Annotated in this window: 21 protein-coding genes and 5 tRNA genes; 18 read left to right on the top strand and 8 right to left on the bottom strand. The window is 69.4% G+C overall.

Annotated features, from left to right (window positions below; translation table 11 throughout):
* Positions 1-134 precede the first annotated feature (134 nt).
* The 8 genes from ACZ4SA_RS12920 to ACZ4SA_RS12955 all read left to right on the top strand — a co-directional run bounded on the left by ACZ4SA_RS12920 (position 135) and on the right by ACZ4SA_RS12955 (position 3,688).
* Positions 135-920, top strand: coding sequence for a fumarylacetoacetate hydrolase family protein (locus ACZ4SA_RS12920; RefSeq protein WP_468273182.1), 786 nt, complete (start codon positions 135-137; stop codon positions 918-920).
* Positions 913-2,388 carry a glutamate--tRNA ligase gene (gene gltX / locus ACZ4SA_RS12925; RefSeq protein WP_468273184.1) on the top strand — a complete coding sequence of 492 codons (1,476 nt, stop codon included), beginning with the start codon at positions 913-915 and terminating at the stop codon, positions 2,386-2,388. Before ACZ4SA_RS12920 ends, gltX begins: the two co-directional genes overlap by 8 nt.
* A gap of 10 nt (positions 2,389-2,398) precedes the next feature.
* Positions 2,399-3,121, top strand: coding sequence for an HAD family hydrolase (locus ACZ4SA_RS12930; RefSeq protein WP_468273186.1), 723 nt, complete (start codon positions 2,399-2,401; stop codon positions 3,119-3,121).
* 89 nt (positions 3,122-3,210) lie between these two features.
* Positions 3,211-3,282: transfer RNA gene (locus tag ACZ4SA_RS12935), tRNA-Gln, on the top strand.
* Positions 3,283-3,303: 21 nt separating this feature from the next.
* Positions 3,304-3,376, top strand: a tRNA-Glu gene (locus ACZ4SA_RS12940).
* 61 nt (positions 3,377-3,437) lie between these two features.
* Positions 3,438-3,510 (top strand) — tRNA-Glu (locus ACZ4SA_RS12945).
* Positions 3,511-3,526: 16 nt separating this feature from the next.
* A tRNA-Gln gene (locus ACZ4SA_RS12950) sits at positions 3,527-3,598 on the top strand.
* A gap of 17 nt (positions 3,599-3,615) precedes the next feature.
* Positions 3,616-3,688: transfer RNA gene (locus ACZ4SA_RS12955), tRNA-Glu, on the top strand.
* A gap of 72 nt (positions 3,689-3,760) precedes the next feature.
* Here ACZ4SA_RS12955 and ACZ4SA_RS12960 read toward each other — a convergent pair.
* A complete protein-coding gene (locus ACZ4SA_RS12960; protein ID WP_468273188.1) occupies positions 3,761-4,405 on the bottom strand; it encodes a MerR family transcriptional regulator in 645 nt (214 codons plus the stop codon).
* 77 nt (positions 4,406-4,482) lie between these two features.
* Here ACZ4SA_RS12960 and ACZ4SA_RS12965 point away from each other — a divergent pair, with 77 nt between their 5' ends.
* A complete protein-coding gene (locus tag ACZ4SA_RS12965) occupies positions 4,483-4,962 on the top strand; it encodes a DUF4188 domain-containing protein (protein WP_468273190.1) in 480 nt (159 codons plus the stop codon).
* Between the two features lie 56 nt (positions 4,963-5,018).
* On the opposite strand, the gene ACZ4SA_RS12970 is transcribed toward ACZ4SA_RS12965, so the two are convergent.
* Positions 5,019-5,267, bottom strand: coding sequence for an SCO4226 family nickel-binding protein (locus tag ACZ4SA_RS12970; protein WP_468273193.1), 249 nt, complete (start codon positions 5,265-5,267; stop codon positions 5,019-5,021).
* Between the two features lie 175 nt (positions 5,268-5,442).
* Positions 5,443-6,159: an IclR family transcriptional regulator NdgR gene (ndgR, locus tag ACZ4SA_RS12975; protein ID WP_058942291.1), complete on the bottom strand. Its 717-nt coding sequence runs from the start codon at positions 6,157-6,159 to the stop codon at positions 5,443-5,445.
* A gap of 144 nt (positions 6,160-6,303) precedes the next feature.
* Between ndgR and leuC the strand changes: the two genes are divergently transcribed.
* The 4 genes from leuC to ACZ4SA_RS12995 all read left to right on the top strand — a co-directional run bounded on the left by leuC (position 6,304) and on the right by ACZ4SA_RS12995 (position 9,444).
* Positions 6,304-7,728 (top strand): 3-isopropylmalate dehydratase large subunit, encoded by a 1,425-nt coding sequence (gene leuC, locus ACZ4SA_RS12980; RefSeq protein ID WP_468273196.1) that lies wholly within the window; start codon positions 6,304-6,306, stop codon positions 7,726-7,728.
* Between the two features lie 5 nt (positions 7,729-7,733).
* Entirely contained in the window at positions 7,734-8,327 is a 594-nt protein-coding gene (gene leuD, locus ACZ4SA_RS12985; protein WP_468273198.1) for a 3-isopropylmalate dehydratase small subunit, read from the top strand.
* A gap of 104 nt (positions 8,328-8,431) precedes the next feature.
* Positions 8,432-8,659 (top strand): SCO5555 family protein, encoded by a 228-nt coding sequence (locus ACZ4SA_RS12990; RefSeq protein ID WP_468273201.1) that lies wholly within the window; start codon positions 8,432-8,434, stop codon positions 8,657-8,659.
* A 143-nt stretch (positions 8,660-8,802) separates the two neighbouring features.
* Positions 8,803-9,444, top strand: a complete 642-nt coding sequence (locus ACZ4SA_RS12995) for an HU family DNA-binding protein (protein WP_468273203.1) — start codon at positions 8,803-8,805, stop codon at positions 9,442-9,444.
* A gap of 126 nt (positions 9,445-9,570) precedes the next feature.
* Here the strand turns inward: ACZ4SA_RS12995 and ACZ4SA_RS13000 are convergent, their stop codons facing one another.
* Both ACZ4SA_RS13000 and cofC read right to left on the bottom strand, forming a co-directional pair.
* On the bottom strand, positions 9,571-9,774 hold the full coding sequence (locus ACZ4SA_RS13000) for a hypothetical protein (protein WP_468273205.1): 204 nt from the start codon (positions 9,772-9,774) through the stop codon (positions 9,571-9,573).
* Positions 9,775-9,783: 9 nt separating this feature from the next.
* Positions 9,784-10,500, bottom strand: coding sequence for a 2-phospho-L-lactate guanylyltransferase (gene cofC, locus ACZ4SA_RS13005; RefSeq protein WP_468273490.1), 717 nt, complete (start codon positions 10,498-10,500; stop codon positions 9,784-9,786).
* Positions 10,501-10,648: 148 nt separating this feature from the next.
* On the opposite strand from cofC, the gene ACZ4SA_RS13010 reads away from it, so the two are divergent.
* The 3 genes from ACZ4SA_RS13010 (at position 10,649) to ACZ4SA_RS13020 (ending at position 13,793) form a co-directional block, all read left to right on the top strand.
* Positions 10,649-11,401, top strand: a complete 753-nt coding sequence (locus ACZ4SA_RS13010; protein ID WP_468273207.1) for a lysophospholipid acyltransferase family protein — start codon at positions 10,649-10,651, stop codon at positions 11,399-11,401.
* Positions 11,398-12,408 (top strand): NAD(P)H-dependent glycerol-3-phosphate dehydrogenase, encoded by a 1,011-nt coding sequence (locus ACZ4SA_RS13015; RefSeq protein ID WP_468273209.1) that lies wholly within the window; start codon positions 11,398-11,400, stop codon positions 12,406-12,408. The genes ACZ4SA_RS13010 and ACZ4SA_RS13015 overlap by 4 nt, the downstream gene beginning before the upstream one ends.
* Positions 12,409-12,635: 227 nt before the next feature.
* Entirely contained in the window at positions 12,636-13,793 is a 1,158-nt protein-coding gene (locus ACZ4SA_RS13020; protein ID WP_468273211.1) for a D-alanine--D-alanine ligase family protein, read from the top strand.
* 33 nt (positions 13,794-13,826) lie between these two features.
* Here the strand turns inward: ACZ4SA_RS13020 and ACZ4SA_RS13025 are convergent, their stop codons facing one another.
* Both ACZ4SA_RS13025 and ACZ4SA_RS13030 read right to left on the bottom strand, forming a co-directional pair.
* Positions 13,827-14,297 carry a DUF3515 domain-containing protein gene (locus ACZ4SA_RS13025; protein ID WP_468273213.1) on the bottom strand — a complete coding sequence of 157 codons (471 nt, stop codon included), beginning with the start codon at positions 14,295-14,297 and terminating at the stop codon, positions 13,827-13,829.
* A gap of 20 nt (positions 14,298-14,317) precedes the next feature.
* The gene (locus ACZ4SA_RS13030; RefSeq protein WP_029384521.1) at positions 14,318-14,551 is read right to left on the bottom strand and encodes an Lrp/AsnC family transcriptional regulator; all 234 of its coding nucleotides are present in this window, start codon (positions 14,549-14,551) and stop codon (positions 14,318-14,320) included.
* 314 nt (positions 14,552-14,865) lie between these two features.
* Between ACZ4SA_RS13030 and ACZ4SA_RS13035 the strand changes: the two genes are divergently transcribed.
* Positions 14,866-15,837 (top strand): thiamine-phosphate kinase, encoded by a 972-nt coding sequence (locus ACZ4SA_RS13035; protein ID WP_468273216.1) that lies wholly within the window; start codon positions 14,866-14,868, stop codon positions 15,835-15,837.
* A 67-nt stretch (positions 15,838-15,904) separates the two neighbouring features.
* Positions 15,905-16,711 (top strand): bifunctional hydroxymethylpyrimidine kinase/phosphomethylpyrimidine kinase, encoded by an 807-nt coding sequence (gene thiD / locus ACZ4SA_RS13040; protein ID WP_468273218.1) that lies wholly within the window; start codon positions 15,905-15,907, stop codon positions 16,709-16,711.
* 285 nt (positions 16,712-16,996) lie between these two features.
* On the opposite strand, the gene rpmB is transcribed toward thiD, so the two are convergent.
* Positions 16,997-17,182, bottom strand: a complete 186-nt coding sequence (gene rpmB / locus ACZ4SA_RS13045) for a 50S ribosomal protein L28 (protein WP_003957616.1) — start codon at positions 17,180-17,182, stop codon at positions 16,997-16,999.
* Positions 17,183-17,224 lie beyond the last annotated feature (42 nt).

Below are 17,224 nucleotides of genomic sequence, written 5' to 3' on the forward strand. Positions count from 1 at the left end.
GGGCCATTGCCGACCGGAGCGGACTCACCGGACCCTCTCCAGGGGTAACGCGGACGAAGGCGCGGCCCTGGCCGCGCTAGCCTGGAGCGTCAGTCTCCGGCCAGCGACCAAGAAGTGAGGGGCGACAGCATCCCGTGCGCATCGCCAGGTTCTCCATCGACGGCAATGTCGCCTTCGGCGCGGTCGAGGGCGAAGGGTCCGTTGAATCGGGTGCCCTCCTCCTCGACATCATCAAGGGCATTCCGTACGCCGACTTCGAGCTCTCCGGCACCAAGGTCCCGCTGAGCAAGGTCCGTCTGCTGCCGCCCGTGCTCCCCAACAAGGTCGTGGCCATCGGCCGCAACTACGCGGAGCACGCGGCGGAGCTCGGCAACGAGGTCCCCGACGTACCCGTCGCCTTCTTCAAGCCCACCACTTCGGTGATCGGCTCCGGCGACGCCATCGAGTACCCGTCGTTCTCGAACGAGCTGCACCACGAGGCCGAGCTCGCCGTCGTCATCGGCCGCATGTGCCGCGAGGTCCCGCGCGAACGTGTCAAGGACGTCGTCTTCGGCTACACCTGCGCCAACGACGTCACCGCACGTGACGCGCAGAAGCGCGAGAAGCAGTGGGCCCGGGCTAAAGGCTTCGACACCTCCTGCCCGCTCGGCCCCTGGGTGGAGACCGACCTCGACCCGGCCGACGTGACCATCCAGTGCACGGTCAACGGCGAGCAACGCCAGCTGGGTCGCACCAGCGAGATGGTCCGCTCCGTCGAGGACCTGATCGTGCACATCACCGAGGCCATGACGCTGCTCCCGGGCGACGTCGTCCTCACGGGCACCCCCGCGGGGGTCGGCCCGCTCAACGTCGGCGACGAGGTCGCCGTCACCATCGAAGGCATCGGCACTCTCACCAACAAGGTGATCAAGCGTGGCTAACGGATCCGTCCGCGTACGTTTCTGTCCGTCCCCGACCGGCAACCCCCACGTGGGCCTGGTCCGCACCGCCCTGTTCAACTGGGCCTACGCCCGGCACAACGGCGGCACCATGGTCTTCCGCATCGAGGACACCGACGCGGCCCGCGACTCCGAGGAGTCGTACAACCAGCTGCTCGACTCGATGCGCTGGCTCGGCCTCGACTGGGACGAGGGCCCCGAAGCAGGCGGCCCGCACGGCCCCTACCGGCAGTCCCAGCGGATGGACATCTACAAGGACGTCGCCGGGAAGCTGATCGCCGGCGGCTACGCGTACCACTGCTACTGCACGGCCCTCGAGCTCGAGGCCCGCCGCGACGCCGCCCGCGCCGTCGGCAAGCCCTCCGGCTACGACGGCAAGTGCCGCACGCTGACCGCCGACGAGCGCGCCGCGTACGACGCGGAAGGCCGCGAGTCGATCGTGCGCTTCAAGATGCCCGAGGAGCCGATCACCTTCACCGACCTGGTGCGCGGCGAGCTGACCTTCACCCCGGACAACGTCCCGGACTACGGCATCGTGCGCGCCAACGGTGCCCCCCTCTACACGCTCGTCAACCCCGTCGACGACGCGCTTATGGAGATCACGCACGTCCTGCGCGGCGAGGACCTGCTCTCCTCCACCCCGCGCCAGATCGCCCTCTACAAGGCGCTGATCGAGCTCGGCATCGCCAAGGAGATCCCCTCCTTCGGTCACCTGCCGTACGTCATGGGCGAGGGCAACAAGAAGCTCTCCAAGCGCGACCCGCAGGCATCCCTCAACCTCTACAGGGAGCGCGGCTTCCTCCCCGAGGGGTTGCTCAACTACCTGTCGCTGCTCGGCTGGTCCTTCTCCGCCGACCAGGACATCTTCACCATCCCGGAGATGGTGGCGAAGTTCGATCTCGCGGACGTCAACGCCAACCCGGCGCGCTTCGACCTGAAGAAGGCCGAGTCGATCAACGCCGATCACATCCGGATGCTGGATGTGAAGGCGTTCACCGAGGCCTGTGAGCCCTGGCTGCAGGCCCCGCACGCCAACTGGGCGCCGGAGAACTTCGACCGCGCCGCCTGGGAGGCCATCGCGCCGCACGCCCAGACCCGGCTGACGGTCCTCTCCGACATCACCGCCAACGTCGACTTCCTCTTCCGGGACGAGCCCGTCGAGGACGAGACGTCCTGGACGAAGGCGATGAAGGGCGACCCGGTGGCGCTGCTGACCACCGCTCGCGCGAGGCTCGAGGCCGCGGACTGGACCAGCCCCGAGTCGCTCAAGGAGGCCGTCCTGGCCGCCGGCGAGGAGCACGGCCTCAAGCTGGGCAAGGCCCAGGCACCGGTCCGCGTCGCGGTAACCGGCCGCACGGTGGGCCTGCCGCTCTTCGAGTCCCTGGAGATCCTGGGCAAGGAGAAGACGCTTTCCCGCATCGACGCGGCGCTGGCGAAGCTGGCGGCCTAAGCTCGGCGGCATGCCGATTCGCGCGGTCCTCTGGGACATCGACGACACGATCTTCGACTACGCGAGCGCGGACCGGATCGGCATGAGCAAGCATCTCGAGAACGAGGGCCTGCCCGACGGTTACGACACCGTCGAGCAGGCCCTCGTCGCATGGAAGCGGATCACCGACGTCCACTGGGTCCGGGTCGCCGACGGGCTCACCGACTTCCAGGGGCAGCGGCGGGACCGGGTCCGGGAGTTCCTCGGGAAGCCGGGCATGAGCGACGCCGAGGCCGACGAGTGGTTCGGGCGCCATGTCGTGCACTACGAGGCGGCGTGGGCGCTCTTCCCCGACACGGTGCGCGTCCTGGATCTTCTCGCGCTTGACTACCGTCACGGGATCCTGTCCAACTCGAGCCTCCGCAACCAGGAGCGCAAGCTGCGCACGCTCGGTGTGAGGGACCGTTTCGAGGTCGTGGTGTGCGCCCTCGAGATCGGGATCTCGAAGCCCGATGCCGGCGCGTTCCTGGCGGCCTGTGAGGCCATGGAACTGGCTCCCTCCGAGGTCGCGTACGTCGGCGACCAGCCCGACATCGACGCCCGCGGCGCCGTCGAGGCGGGGCTGGCAGGTATCTGGCTCGATCGCACGGGGCTCGGAGGGCGCCCGGAGCTGATCCGGATCACCGGTCTCGACGAGCTCCCGGCGCTGCTGCGCTGCCATACCCGTTTTGGAGCGCCGTCCACCTTCAGGTAATGTTCTTCCTGCGCCAAGGGGAGCGGGCCGAAACCCGGGAGCCGGAAGCGCAGACCGAACAAAACCCCCAGCTGGGGGTTGAGTTTTGGTGGCCTATGGTGTAATTGGCAGCACGACTGATTCTGGTTCAGTTAGTCTAGGTTCGAGTCCTGGTAGGCCAGCTCGCAGAGCTTATCTGCAAAGCCCCCGTTGTGTAGCGGCCTAGCACGCTGCCCTCTCAAGGCAGTAGCGCCGGTTCGAATCCGGTCGGGGGTACAGATCCTTCCCGCGATGTCATCAGGGTCGCACCCGCTGACGTCGATGCAGGATCGCTAGGGCCCCCGTTGTGTAGCGGCCTAGCACGCCGCCCTCTCAAGGCGGTAGCGCCGGTTCGAATCCGGTCGGGGGTACTGGTCTAAACCACCATGGGCTATGGTGTAATTGGCAGCACGAGTGATTCTGGTTCATTTAGTCTAGGTTCGAGTCCTGGTAGCCCAGCGCGTCGCAGGATGCATGCCCCCGTTGTGTAGCGGCCTAGCACGCCGCCCTCTCAAGGCGGTAGCGCCGGTTCGAATCCGGTCGGGGGTACAGAGTCCGAAGGGGCCTTCCGAGCAGTCGGAAGGCCCCTTCGGCGTTTCCGGTTCGGCCTTTCCGGGGCCACTACTCGATGCCGTACCGGCGCGCGGTCTCCACCTCGAGAGCGAGGCGCCGCAGGCTGAGCAGCAGCGGGTCGTACAACACCTGCGCGGCCACTGCCGTCTCCACCCGCTCGGCGCCCTCGGGGAGGGTCTCCAGGTGGTCCATCTCGTACACCGCGATCTGCTCCATCTGGCGTGCGTACAGAAGGAGTTCGGGGATCGGGACGACATAGCCGAGCCGGTTGAGCGTCGCGATCGACGTCACGAGAGACCGGTAGACGGGGGAGAGGTCGCCGATCTCACGGGCGCTGTCCCACCCCAGCTCCGTCAGCAGCCGCTCGACTTCGCGCTTCGCGTCCGCCGCGGCCGGATCGTCGGTGGGGCCCTCCGGCAGCTGCGGCAGTGCCCACGTCGCCGCTCCCAGTCGCATGGTGAGCCCGAGCGAGTCGTCGTCGACATGGGCGAGCACCTCGCGGGCAGTGGCCACGGGGATCCGGCCGACCTGGATCATCGCCCGGACGAGGCGCAGCCGGCGCAGATGGTTCTCGTCGTACTCGGACTGGGTGGCGGTGACGCGCCGGCCCGCCGCCAGTAGCCGCTCACGCAGGTAGTACTTGATCGTCGCGGTGGAGACCCCGCTCAGTTCGCTCAGTTCCGAGAGCCGCATCCCCTTGCACCCTTCATTGGAGAGTGCGACTATCCAATCATGGGTAGTGACACTATCCAATAGACCTGGGGGTCATCATGCGCACCAAGACGCTGCCCGGCCGCACCACGGCCGCGGCATCGGGCGATGTCGTCGTCTTTCTCATCGGCGTCCGGATCAACCACCTGTGGGCGGTGCACCGCTGGCTTCCGGTGGTCTTCGCGATGCCGATGATGCTGAGGGAGCTGAGCGCCGACCGTTCCCTCGGACTCCTCCACCACATCGTGCTGACCGGCTCACCGCGGACGTTCTACGTCGTCCAGTACTGGGAGTCGAAGGAGAAGCTGCTCGCCTACGCGGCCGCACCCGACAAACGGCACCGTCCGTGGTGGGGCCGGATCAACCGGCTGGCGCGCAAGAGCAAGCTCCACGTCGGCATCTGGCACGAGACGTATGTCGTGCCCGACGGGTCGTACGAGGCGTTCTACGGCGACATGCCGCCCTACGGCCTCGGCAGGGCCTACGGCACGGCCTCGCTGCGGCACGGTGTCCAGGCGCAGGACCGGCTCCGGGTCTGAGCGGACACGACGAGACCTCCGCCGAACCCGGGACGGCGGAGGCCTTGGCGAAACGTTCAGATGGTGAGCGGTACGGGGTGGATCTCGTCCGCAGGGTGGCCCGAGCGCTCGTGGATGCGCTGCACGGCATCCGCGGAGGGTCCTTCGGAGAGGCAGTAGACGGTGCCCGTGTCCGGGTCCGCCCACGCCTGCTTGAAGTGCACGCCCTCCTCGCTCTCGATCGCCAGGTCCGCGCGGTGCGCCTCCATCAGCTGGTCGTTCGTAATGCCCTTCATGCCACGGTGTACGTCCATGAACTCGGTCATCGCTGCTGCACCTCCGTCGCTTGCCGGTACTTCCATGCTGCACCCGGCGGCCGGGCGCGAACACCGCAGCCGCCGACGGGGCGCGAACACGCACCCGGCGCCGGGCGCGAACACCTCCGGCCGGCCCCTGCGGCGTTGAAGGGGCCGGCCGGACATGGACGTCAGAGGTGGCGGATCAGCCGCTGCGGCGCAGCGCCTCGCTGAGGCGTCCGGCGGCGTCGATGACCGCCTGCGCGTGCATACGGCCCGGGTGGCGGGTCAGGCGCTCGATCGGTCCGGAGACCGAGACGGCCGCGACCACGCGGTTGGAGGGGCCGCGCACGGGGGCCGAGACCGAGGCCACGCCCGGCTCGCGCTCACCGATTGACTGGGCCCAGCCCCGGCGCCGTACGCCGGACAGGGCCGTCGCCGTGAAGCGTGCCCCTTGGAGGCCGCGGTGCAGCCGCTCCGGCTCCTCCCAGGCCATCAGGATCTGGGCCGAAGAGCCGGCCTTCATGGTGAGCGTGGAGCCGACCGGCACGGTGTCCCGAAGTCCGGACAGCCGCTCGGCCGCCGCCACGCAGATGCGCATGTCTCCCTGCCGGCGGTAGAGCTGCGCACTCTCGCCGGTCACGTCGCGCAGATGGGTGAGCACGGGGCCGGCGGTGGCCAGCAGCCGGTCCTCGCCCGCCGCGGCGGCGAGCTCCGCCAGCCGCGGACCGAGGATGAACCGGCCCTGCATGTCCCGCGCCACCATACGGTGGTGTTCCAGTGCCACGGCGAGGCGATGTGCCGTGGGTCGTGCGAGTCCAGTGGCCGCGACCAGCCCCGCGAGGGTGGCCGGACCGGACTCCAGGGCGCTCAAGACGAGGGCCGCCTTGTCGAGAACGCCGACGCCGCTAGAGTTGTCCATGCAACGATACTCACGTCTCACTCTGTGAAACGCAAGTTCAATTTTCTCCGGAACTTGCCACGCTGTAGTTGCGGCCCGCGGACCAACGGGCAGTGCACAAGATCTCTAGATGCGTCGGCAGCACAGCCGGCCGGAGGGAAAGCGATGGGTAGGACACTCGCGGAGAAGGTCTGGGACGACCATGTCGTCCGGCGCGCCGAGGGCGAGCCCGACCTCCTCTTCATCGATCTGCATCTGCTGCACGAGGTGACCAGCCCCCAGGCCTTCGACGGTCTGCGGCTCAGCGGCCGCCAGGTCCGGCGCCTCGACCTCACCATCGCGACCGAGGACCACAACACCCCGACCCTCGACATCGACAAGCCCATCGCCGACCCGGTGTCCCGCGCGCAGCTGGAGACCCTGCGCAAGAACTGCGCGGAGTTCGGTGTACGCCTGCACCCGCTGGGCGACGTCGAGCAGGGCGTCGTCCACGTCGTGGGCCCCCAGCTGGGTCTGACCCAGCCCGGCACCACCGTGGTCTGCGGCGACTCGCACACCTCCACCCACGGCGCCTTCGGCGCGCTGGCCTTCGGTATCGGCACCTCGCAGGTGGAGCATGTGCTGGCCACCCAGACGCTGCCCATGGCCCGCCCCAAGACCATGGCCATCACGGTCGAGGGCGAACTGCCCGAGGACGTCACCGCCAAGGACCTGATCCTCGCGATCATCGCGAAGATCGGCACCGGTGGCGGCCAGGGCTACGTCCTGGAGTACCGCGGCTCCGCCATCGAGAAACTGTCGATGGAAGCCCGGATGACCATCTGCAACATGTCGATCGAGGCCGGCGCCCGGGCGGGCATGATCGCCCCGGACCGGACCACCTTCGACTACCTGCAGGGCCGCGACCACGCGCCCAAGGGCGCCGAGTGGGACGCGGCGGTCGAGTACTGGCAGACGCTGCGCACCGACGACGACGCGGTCTTCGACGCCGAGGTCCTCATCGACGCCAGTGAACTCGCCCCGTTCGTCACCTGGGGCACCAACCCGGGCCAGGGCGCGCCGCTGTCGGCCGACGTCCCCGACCCGGCTTCGTACGAGGACGCTTCGGAGCGCCTGGCCGCCGAAAACGCCCTGAAGTACATGGGGTTGACCGCCGGACAGCCGCTGCGCGACATCAAGGTCGACACCGTCTTCGTAGGCTCCTGCACCAACGGCCGCATCGAGGACCTGCGCAACGCCGCCTCGATCCTGGACGGCCGCAAAGTCGCCGACGGCGTAAGGATGCTGGTCGTGCCCGGTTCGGTGCGGGTCGCGCTGCAGGCCGTGGAGGAGGGCCTGGACAAGGTCTTCAAGGAGGCCGGAGCCGAATGGCGGCACGCGGGCTGTTCGATGTGTCTCGGCATGAACCCCGACCAACTGGCTCCCGGGGAGCGCTCCGCGTCCACCTCGAACCGCAACTTCGAGGGCAGGCAGGGCAAGGGCGGCCGTACGCACCTCGTCTCGCCCCAGGTCGCCGCCGCCACCGCGGTGCTGGGCCACCTGGCCTCGCCCGCGGACCTGTCCGAAACCCCTGCGCCCGCCGGAGTCTGAACACCATGGAAGCTTTTACCACGCACACCGGCCGGGCCGTTCCGCTGCGCCGCAGCAACGTCGACACCGACCAGATCATCCCGGCGCACTGGCTGAAGAAGGTCACCCGCGACGGGTTCGAGGACGGGCTGTTCGAGGCCTGGCGCAAGGACTCCGAGTTCGTCCTCAACCGCCCCGAGCGCAAGGGCGCCACGGTGCTCGTCGCGGGCCCCGACTTCGGTACCGGCTCCTCGCGGGAGCACGCCGTATGGGCGCTGCAGAACTACGGCTTCAAGGCCGTCATCTCGTCCCGGTTCGCCGACATCTTCCGCGGCAACTCCCTCAAGAACGGCCTGCTGACGGTCGTGCTGGAGCAGTCCGTCGTCGACGCCCTGTGGGAGCTGACCGAGGCCGACCCGACGGCTCCGATCACCGTCGACCTCGAGAAGCGACAGGTCCTCGCCCCGGGAATCACCGCGGACTTCGACCTCGACGAGAACGCCCGCTGGCGGTTGCTGAACGGCCTGGACGACATCAGTCTCACCCTTCAGAACGAAGCGGACATCGCGGCCTACGAAGCGGGCCGCCCGTCCTTCAAGCCCCGCACAATTGAGGCCTGAGCAGCGCTTTTCCCGAACTGCGCCCTCCACCTTCCGGTGGGGGGCGCAGTCGCTCGTTGAGGCCCTGTCGGGCGACAACTCGCCCCAGATGGCACAATCGGTGCATGGAACGTGACAGCCAACTCGAGCTCTACGAGGCGGTCGCGGCCCGATTGAAGGAAGCGCACACAAGAGTGCGCACACTGCAAGTCCCGGAGGGCGTAAGGATGGCGCTGTCCCGGAAGCTGCTGGTCGTCACGGCAGCGGCGAAGCACGATCTCCCTGGCGCGGCAAGGCGTCTGGACCGGTTGATGAAGGACCTCGACGAGGGCCGATTCCCGGAAGGTGACTGACCTCAGAACGCAGCCGAGGTCGACTTCGTTGCGGCACTAGGGTGATTAGACCGTTTCGTGTTTGATTTGCGGTATATATCTGCCTAACGTGCGAAAAAGCCTGGACGCAATCGTTCCGGCCAAATGTCTCCGAAGGGGAAGACGTGAACAAGGCGCAGCTCGTAGAAGCGATTGCCGACAAGCTCGGCGGGCGTCAGCAGGCCGCTGACGCCGTCGACGCCGTACTTGATGCGATCGTCCGCGCAACGGTCGCCGGAGACCGGGTTTCGGTCACCGGCTTCGGCTCGTTCGAGAAGGTCGACCGCCCCGCCCGCTACGCCCGTAACCCGCAGACGGGCGAGCGTGTCCGGGTCAAGAAGACGTCCGTGCCGCGATTCCGCGCCGGGCAGGGCTTCAAGGACCTGGTCAGCGGCTCGAAGAAGCTCCCCAAGGGAGGTGAGGTCGCCGTCAAGAAGGCGCCCAAGGGCAGCCTTTCCGGCCAGGCGCCCACCATCGCGAAGGCCGCGGCCAAGAAGGCCGCTGCGAAGCGCACCGCCGCGAAGAAGACGACGGCGAAGAAGGCCGCCGCGAAGAAGACGACGGCGAAAAAGACGACGGCGAAGAAGACGACCGCGAAGAAGACCACGGCGGCCGCGAAGAAGGCGGCCCCGGCGAAGGCCGCGGCCAAGAAGGCCACGGCGAAGAAGACCGCCCCGGCCAAGAAGGCGACGGCCAAGAAGGCGCCCGCCAAGAAGACCTCGGCGCGCAAGACGACCGCCAAGAAGACGACCGCGAGGAAGAAGTAGCACTCGGGGCACGACGCCCCAAGAAGTAAGCGGCACAAGGCCGCCCAGCCACTCACGCGCCGGGCCGGTCTCCCCCGGGGAGACCGGCCCGCGGTGTGTCGGTGGCGCGTTCGGCCGGTGGCGCCTTCAGAAGGTGTACAGCGTTACCAGCGTGATGCGGCGGCTCTCGCCCTCGCCCTCGGTCTCGATGCGTACTCGCTGCCCTGGGCGCAGCAGCCGCAGACCGCCCGCGTCGAAGGCCGCCGCGTCGAACTCCACCGGAGTTCCGTCGTCCAGCAGGACGCTCCCGCTGCGGCTCTCGGGGTCGTATGTGTACGAGGTCGCCTGCATGGATGCAGCTTAGTGCCCCTCCGCCGCGCGCCGACGTTCCCCGGCGCGGGCGCCGGCCGCCAGGCGCTCGGCGGTCCGCGGCCCCACGCCCAGCACCAGCGCCGCAGCCAGATCGTCGCCGGTGTCGACGTCCTGGCGCACGGAATCGACGCCGGTGAGAAGAATTTCCGCGGCGCCCGAAGCCAAATGCGCCCGACGTGAAGGGCCGCCGAAAGCGGGCCGCAATTCCGCACCCGGCCGGGCGCACAGCAAAGTGGTGCCGATTCCGGCCGCATCCGTCAGAAATGCCCGGGTAAATACCGAAGCGGCGGCGAGCGTGCGTTCCAATTCCGCGGTACGCAATGCGGGTAGATCGGCGTTGAGCGCCGCGACCGCCGCCGACGGGCGGACCGTGCGCACCGTGCGGACGCCGTGCGACAGCGCCGCGTTGAGGCCCGCCGCCGGAAGGTCCGGCACGATGCGCGCCCCCAGTGCCGTGAGCTCCGCCGCGGCCCTCCTGTCGTCAGTGACGACCACCACATCCCGCACCACCGGGCAGGCCAGCGCCGTCGCCACGGTGTCCTGGGCGAACGCGAGGGCGAGACGGGGCCGCAGTCCGTCGTCCGCGGCTCCCGCCAGCCGGCTCTTGGCCAGGGCCAGCGGTTTCAGCGGCACGACCAGGGACCAGGCGACGGCCGGAGCGGGGATCGGCATCGTGTCCGTGGCGAGGTCTTTGTCCGTGCGCATCGCGCCCATTGTGGCCCGAGCGGCAGAAGGCCCCGAGGGGAGGGCCCACAGGCGGGGCGTACCGTGTTCTCGACAGACCAGAGGCCTGGGGCGACACTTGACCCCCAGCAGCCAGGCAATAGCCCGGTCGTAAGAGGAAGGTGTCCGAGTGTCCCGCCGTAGAATCGGCTTCTGGTACCGCCTGGCCGCGGTCATCGCAAAGCCGCCGCTGTTGCTTCTGTTCAAGCGGGACTGGCGGGGAATGGAACACATTCCGGCCGAGGGCGGATTCATCACCGCCATCAACCACAACTCGTACCTCGACATGTTCTCGTACGGGCACTTCCAGTACAACACCGGACGAGTACCGCGGTTCCTGGCCAAAGCCGCGCTGTTCAAGGCGCCCGTGGTCGGAGTTCTGCTGCGGGGCACCCGCCAGATCCCCGTCTACCGCGAGTCCTCCAACGCCGTCGGCGCCTTCCGTGCCGCCGTCGACGCGGTCGAGCGCGGCGAATGCGTCGCCTTCTACCCCGAAGGCACCCTCACCCGCGATCCGGGCATGTGGCCGATGACGGCCAAGACCGGTGTGGCGCGCGCCGCGCTGCAGACGCAGGCGCCCGTCATCCCGGTCGCGCAGTGGGGCGCCAACTTGGCGATGCCGCCGTACGCCAAGGAGAACAAGGTCCGTCTCCTCCCGCGAAAGACCCTCCAGGTGCAGGCCGGCCCGCCGGTCGACCTCTCACGCTTCTACGACCAGGACCCGACGCCCGAGGTCCTGAAGGCCGCGACCGAGGTCATCATGGCCGCGATCACGGTGCAGCTTGAGGATCTGCGTGGCGAGAAGGCACCGGAGAAACCGTTCGATCTGCGCGAAGTGCGCGCGCAGCAGCGCCGCAAGGCGGCCGAGGAGGAAGCGAAGTGACACAGCGCGTCAAGGCGGCCGTCTTCGGAACGGGCTCGTGGGGCACGGCGTTCGGCATGGTGCTCGCGGACGCCGGCTGTGAGGTCATCCTCTGGGGCCGCCGTACGGAACTGGCGGAGGCGATCAACACCACCCGCACCAATCCCGACTATCTGCCGGGGATCGAGCTTCCGCAGAACCTGCACGCCACCACCGATCCGGCAGAGGCGCTGCACGGAGCGGACTTCACCGTTCTCGCCGTTCCCTCGCAGACGCTGCGCGGCAATCTTGCCGCGTGGGCGCCGCAGCTGCCCGCGGACACCGTGCTCGTCTCGCTGATGAAGGGGGTCGAACTCGGCACGGCCAAGCGGATGAGCGAGGTCGTTGAGGAAGTGGCCGGCGTGCCCGGCGAACGCGTCGCTGTCGTCACCGGCCCCAACCTGGCCAAGGAGATCGCCTCCCGCATGCCCGCGGCCGCGGTCGTCGCCTGCCGTGACGAGGCAGTCGCCCAGCGGCTCCAGGCCGCGTGCCACACGCCGTACTTCCGCCCGTACACCAACACCGACGTCGTCGGCTGCGAACTGGGCGGCGCCGTCAAGAACGTGATCGGGCTCGCCGTCGGTATCGCGGACGGCATGGGTCTCGGCGACAACGCCAAGGGCTCCCTGATCACCCGCGGCCTCGCGGAGACCACCCGCCTCGGCCTCGCGATGGGCGCCGACGCGCTCACGTTCTCCGGCCTCGCCGGGCTCGGGGACCTGGTCGCGACCTGCTCGTCGCCGTTGTCGCGCAACCACACCTTCGGCACCAACCTCGGCCGCGGCATGACGCTCCAGGAGACCATCGCCGTCACCCGGCAGACGGCCGAGGGCGTCAAGTCCTGCGAGTCGGTGCTGGATCTGGCGCGGCGGCACGGGGTCGACATGCCGATCACGGAGACGGTCGTCGGCATCGTCCACGAGGGGAAGCCGCCGGTCGTCGCTCTCAAGGAGCTGATGTCCCGGGCCGCCAAGCCCGAGCGGCGCTGACCCCGGTCGCCGGGCCCGAGCGGTGCTGACCCGGGCCGCCGGGCCCGAGCGGTGCTGACCCGGGCCGCCGGGCCCGAGCGGTGCTGACCGGGGCCGCCGGACCCGAGCGGCGCTTGACCGTGCGGGGGCCGGGCGCCGGAGCCGTCCGCTCCCGGGCGGCCGCCGGTGCGGCGCGCCCCTCGCCTGCACTCCACGACGTTCGAACTGCACGGTAGTCTCATCGCGATATGAGCACCGAGAACCTCCCCCAGAGCCCCGAGCAGCAGCTCCGCAAGCCGCGCGTAGCCGTCGTCTTCGGCGGCCGCAGCTCCGAACACGGGATCTCCGTGGTCACCGCGGGAGCGGTGCTGCGCGCCATCGACCGCGCCAAGTACGACGTCCTGCCGATCGGCATCACGTCCGACGGCCGGTGGGCGCTCACCGCCGACGAACCGGAGCGGATGGCGATCACCGACCGCAGGACGCCGAGCGTCGAGGAGCTCGCGGAGTCCGACGAGGGCGGCGTGGTGCTCTCCGTCGACCCCGGCAGCCGTGAGGTCGTCTACAGCGAGCCCGGCTCCGTGCCCAAGGCGCTCGGCGAGGTCGACGTCGTCTTCCCGATGCTGCACGGCCCGTACGGCGAGGACGGTACCCTCCAGGGCCTGCTGGAGCTCTCCGGCGTCCCGTACGTCGGCTCCGGCGTCCTCGCCTCCGCCGTCGGCCAGGACAAGGAGTACATGAAGCGGGTCTTCATCTCCTTCGGCCTCCCCGTCGGCCCGTACGAGGTCATCCGCCCGCGGGAGTGGGCGCAGGACAACGCCGCGGCGCGCAAGAAGATCGTCGACTTCGCGGGCGAGCACGGCTGGCCGCTGTTCATCAAGCCCGCCCGCGGCGGGTCCTCCATGGGCATCACCAAGGTCGACGACCTCGCCGGTCTCGACGACGCGATCGCGGAGGCGCAGCGCCACGACCCCAAGATCCTGGTGGAGTCGCTGCTGCGCGGCCGGGAGATCGAGTGCGGTGTGCTCGAGTTCGAGGACGGTCCGCGGGCCAGCGTCCCGGCCGAGATCCCGCCGGTGACGGCGCACGACTTCTACGACTTCGAGGCCAAGTACATCGACTCCGCCGCCGGCCTGGTGCCCGCGCCCCTCACCGAGGAGCAGACCTCCGAGGTCCAGCGGCTCGCGGTCGCGGCCTTCGACGCCGCCTCGTGCGAAGGCCTGGTGCGCGCGGACTTCTTCCTCACCGAGGACGGCGAGTTCGTCATCAACGAGATCAACACCATGCCGGGCTTCACGCCGATCTCCATGTACCCGCGGATGTGGCAGGAGAGCGGTGTCGCCTACACCGAGCTGGTGGACCGGCTGATCCAGGCGGCCCTGCGCCGTTCGACGGGGCTGCGGTAGCCGCCCTCTGTCGGAACGCGGCAGGGACCGCCGTCAAAACGTCGCGGGGACCGTCTTCTTGACGGGCCCGGCGAGGCCGGTCAGCGGGCTGATGTCGTGCGTGTACTGCCTGCCCAGGGTGACCTCCACATACGTCTCGCGGTACGTGGTGGTGAGCCTGGGGCCGGCGTCACGCTCCTCCAGCAGCCAGTTGACTCCGTCCACGTCGACTCCCTGACTCCGGGGATCACTCATCCCCTCGGGCCGGGGCACGCCGCAGCGCAGTACGATCGCGGCATCGCCCCAGCCGGCGGTGAATTCGGACGACGGCTCGGGGTCGTCGCGGTCCTGCCCGGCGACCTTGTCCGGCAGCTCCTTGTCCAGCGCACGGCACAGGGCTGCTTCCCCGGCCGGGGGGCTGGGAACCGTGATCGACGCCGACGCGTCCGTGGAGGTGCAGCCCGCGGCGGCCACCAGCAGGGCGGCGGCGGACAGGAAGAGGGGCCGGCGGCGGTAGGACGTCACCGGCCAAGCGTAGACGGGGGCTACAGATGCACGACCGGACAGGTGAGGGTGCGAGTGATGCCGTCCACCTGCTGGACCTTGGCGACCACCATGCGCCCCAGGTCGTCGACGGTGTCGGCCTGCGCACGCACGATCACGTCGTACGGACCGGTCACATCCTCGGCCTGGATCACACCCGGGATCTTGCCGATGGTCTCGGCGACGGTCGACGCCTTGCCCACTTCGGTCTGAATGAGGATGTACGCCTGTACCACGGAGCCTCCAGGGCGGCACGAGGATCATGTCCCCTACCGTCGGTGGGGAGATCCCAGGGAGCGGGGTCGCCACGGTATCGCGTCGTCGCGGGCCGCGGGGAGACCTTCGCGGCGGACGGCGTCCGCAGCGTGGCGTACGGCGAGCAGAGGTTGAAGCATCTCTTGACGGTACCGACAGCAGTGACCGCTCGCGACCGCGAGCGCACCGCGGTACAAGGGGCACCCGGATGCGGTGCCCACCCGGGGGCCGACCCCCGCACGCCCGGCAGGGGAGCCGGTCGCACGCAGCGTCCAGGACAAGGAGAGGTGACTCGGTGAAGGGAACTGTGGGCGAATTGGGGGAGTTCGGGCTCATCAGGGAGCTCACCTCCAAGCTCACCACCACCCCCGCGGTACGGCTCGGACCGGGCGATGACGCCGCGGTCGTGGCCGCGCCCGACCGGCGGGTCGTGGCCACGACGGACCTCCTCCTGGAAGGCCGGCACTTCCGCCGCGACTGGTCGACCGCGTACGACGTGGGGCGCAAGGCCGCCGCCCAGAACCTGGCCGACATCGCCGCGATGGGCGCGGTCCCGACCGCCGTTCTCCTCGGACTCGTCGTCCCGGCCGATCTTCCCGTCACCTGGGCCACCGAACTCATGGACGGCATCCGCGACGAATGCCAGGTCGCCGGCGCCGCCGTGGTCGGCGGCGACGTCGTCCGCGGCGACACCATCACCATCGCGATCACCGCGCTCGGCGACCTTCGCAACCATGAGCCCGTGACCCGCTCGGGCGCGCAGCCGGGCGATGTCGTCGCCTACACCGGCTGGTTGGGATGGTCCGCCGCGGGGCACGCGGTGCTCTCGCGCGGCTTCCGCTCCCCGCGCGCCTTCGTGGAGGCGCACCGCCGGCCCGAGCCGCCGTACCACGCCGGTCCCGCGGCCGCCGGGCTGGGTGCAACCGCCATGTGCGACATCAGCGACGGGCTCGTCGCCGACCTCGGGCACATCGCGGAGGCGAGCAAGGTCCGCATCGATCTGCGGTCCGGACTGATCGACATCCCCTCGCAGATGAACGACATCGGCCAGGCCGTCGGCGTCGACCCGCTGCAGTGGGTGCTGACCGGGGGGGAGGACCACGCGATCGTCGCCACCTTCCCGCCCGATGCCAAACTGCCGGCCCGCTGGAAGGTGATCGGGGAGGTCCTCAACCCCTCCGCGCTGCCGCAGGTGACCGTCGACGGCGCACCGTGGAACAGCAAGGGCGGCTGGGACCACTTCGGCGACATCGAGGACGGCACGTAGACCTCGAAGGCAGCAAGGAGACACCGAGGACGGCAAGTGGACACCGGCGGCAAGTAGATTCGGGGGCATGCCGATACCTCCCCGCGTGCCCGTACCCCCTCGTGTGCTCACCGTCGCCGGATCCGACTCCGGCGGCGGTGCCGGAATCCAGGCCGACCTCAAGACGATGCTCGCCCTCGGCGTCCATGGCATGAGCGTGCTGACCGCGGTCACCGCACAGAACTCGCAGGGCGTCCAGGGAGCCTGGGAGCTGCCCGTCGAAGCGGTACGCGCCCAGTACCGCAGCGTCGTCGACGACATCGGTGTACAGGCCGTGAAGACCGGGATGCTGGCCTCCGCCGAACTGGTCGAGACCGTCGCGGAGCTGCTCGCCGCCACGGACGCGCCCGTGGTCGTCGACCCGGTGGGCGTGTCCAAGCACGGCGACCCGCTGATCGCGGCCTCCGCACTCGATTCCGTACGGAACAAGCTGCTGCCGACGGCGACCGTGGCCACACCCAATCTGGACGAGGTGGCACAGCTGACCGGCATCGAGGTCCAGGACGAGGACGGCATGCGCAGGGCCGCCGACGCCGTCCTCGGCTTCGGGCCCCGCTGGGCGCTGATCAAGGGCGGCCACCTCGCGGGCGACGCGGTGGACCTGCTCACGGACGGCGCTCAGGAACACTGGCTGCGAGCGCAGCGCCACGACAACCGGCACACGCACGGGACGGGCTGCACACTCGCCTCCGCGGTGGCGTCGGGCCTGGCGAAGGGCATGACCGTCCCGGACGCGGTGGAGGCGGCCAAGGAGTACGTCACCGGCGCGATCGCGGCGGGGTTCGCCCTCGGAACGGGCATCGGCCCGGTGGACCACGGCTGGCGCTTTCGCTAGTGCTGTGACCGGAAGGGTTTGCCGGAAAGCTCGCGGCGTCCGGTGCGGTGCATCGCAAGGCGGAGGATCTCCCGCGTACTGGATGTACTTGGGTGAAGCGACAACACAGCGAGGTGCCGTGCCGGGCGTCGCGAGCCGGTGAACCTTGCCGGTCACAGCACTGGGCGCCGCCCCGTCGGCGCCTTTGTCGGCCGCCTCCGCGGGAGCACGGCAAAAAGCCGGCCCACCGAGGTGGACCGGCTTTCAAGGCAACCGCAGGGGCTGCGCTACGACGAAACGTCGGCGTTAGCGCGAGACCTTGCCGGCCTTGATGCACGAGGTGCAGACGTTGAGCCGCTTCGGCGTCCGACCGACCACTGCACGCACACGCTGGATGTTCGGGTTCCAGCGACGGGACGTACGGCGGTGCGAGTGCGAAATGTTGTTGCCGAAGCCCGGCCCCTTGCCGCAGACGTCGCAGTTGGCAGCCACGGGTCACTCCAAAGACTTCAGATGCACTTACGGTGAATCCGG

It is taken from the genome of Streptomyces sp. NPDC027962, assembly GCF_055566095.1.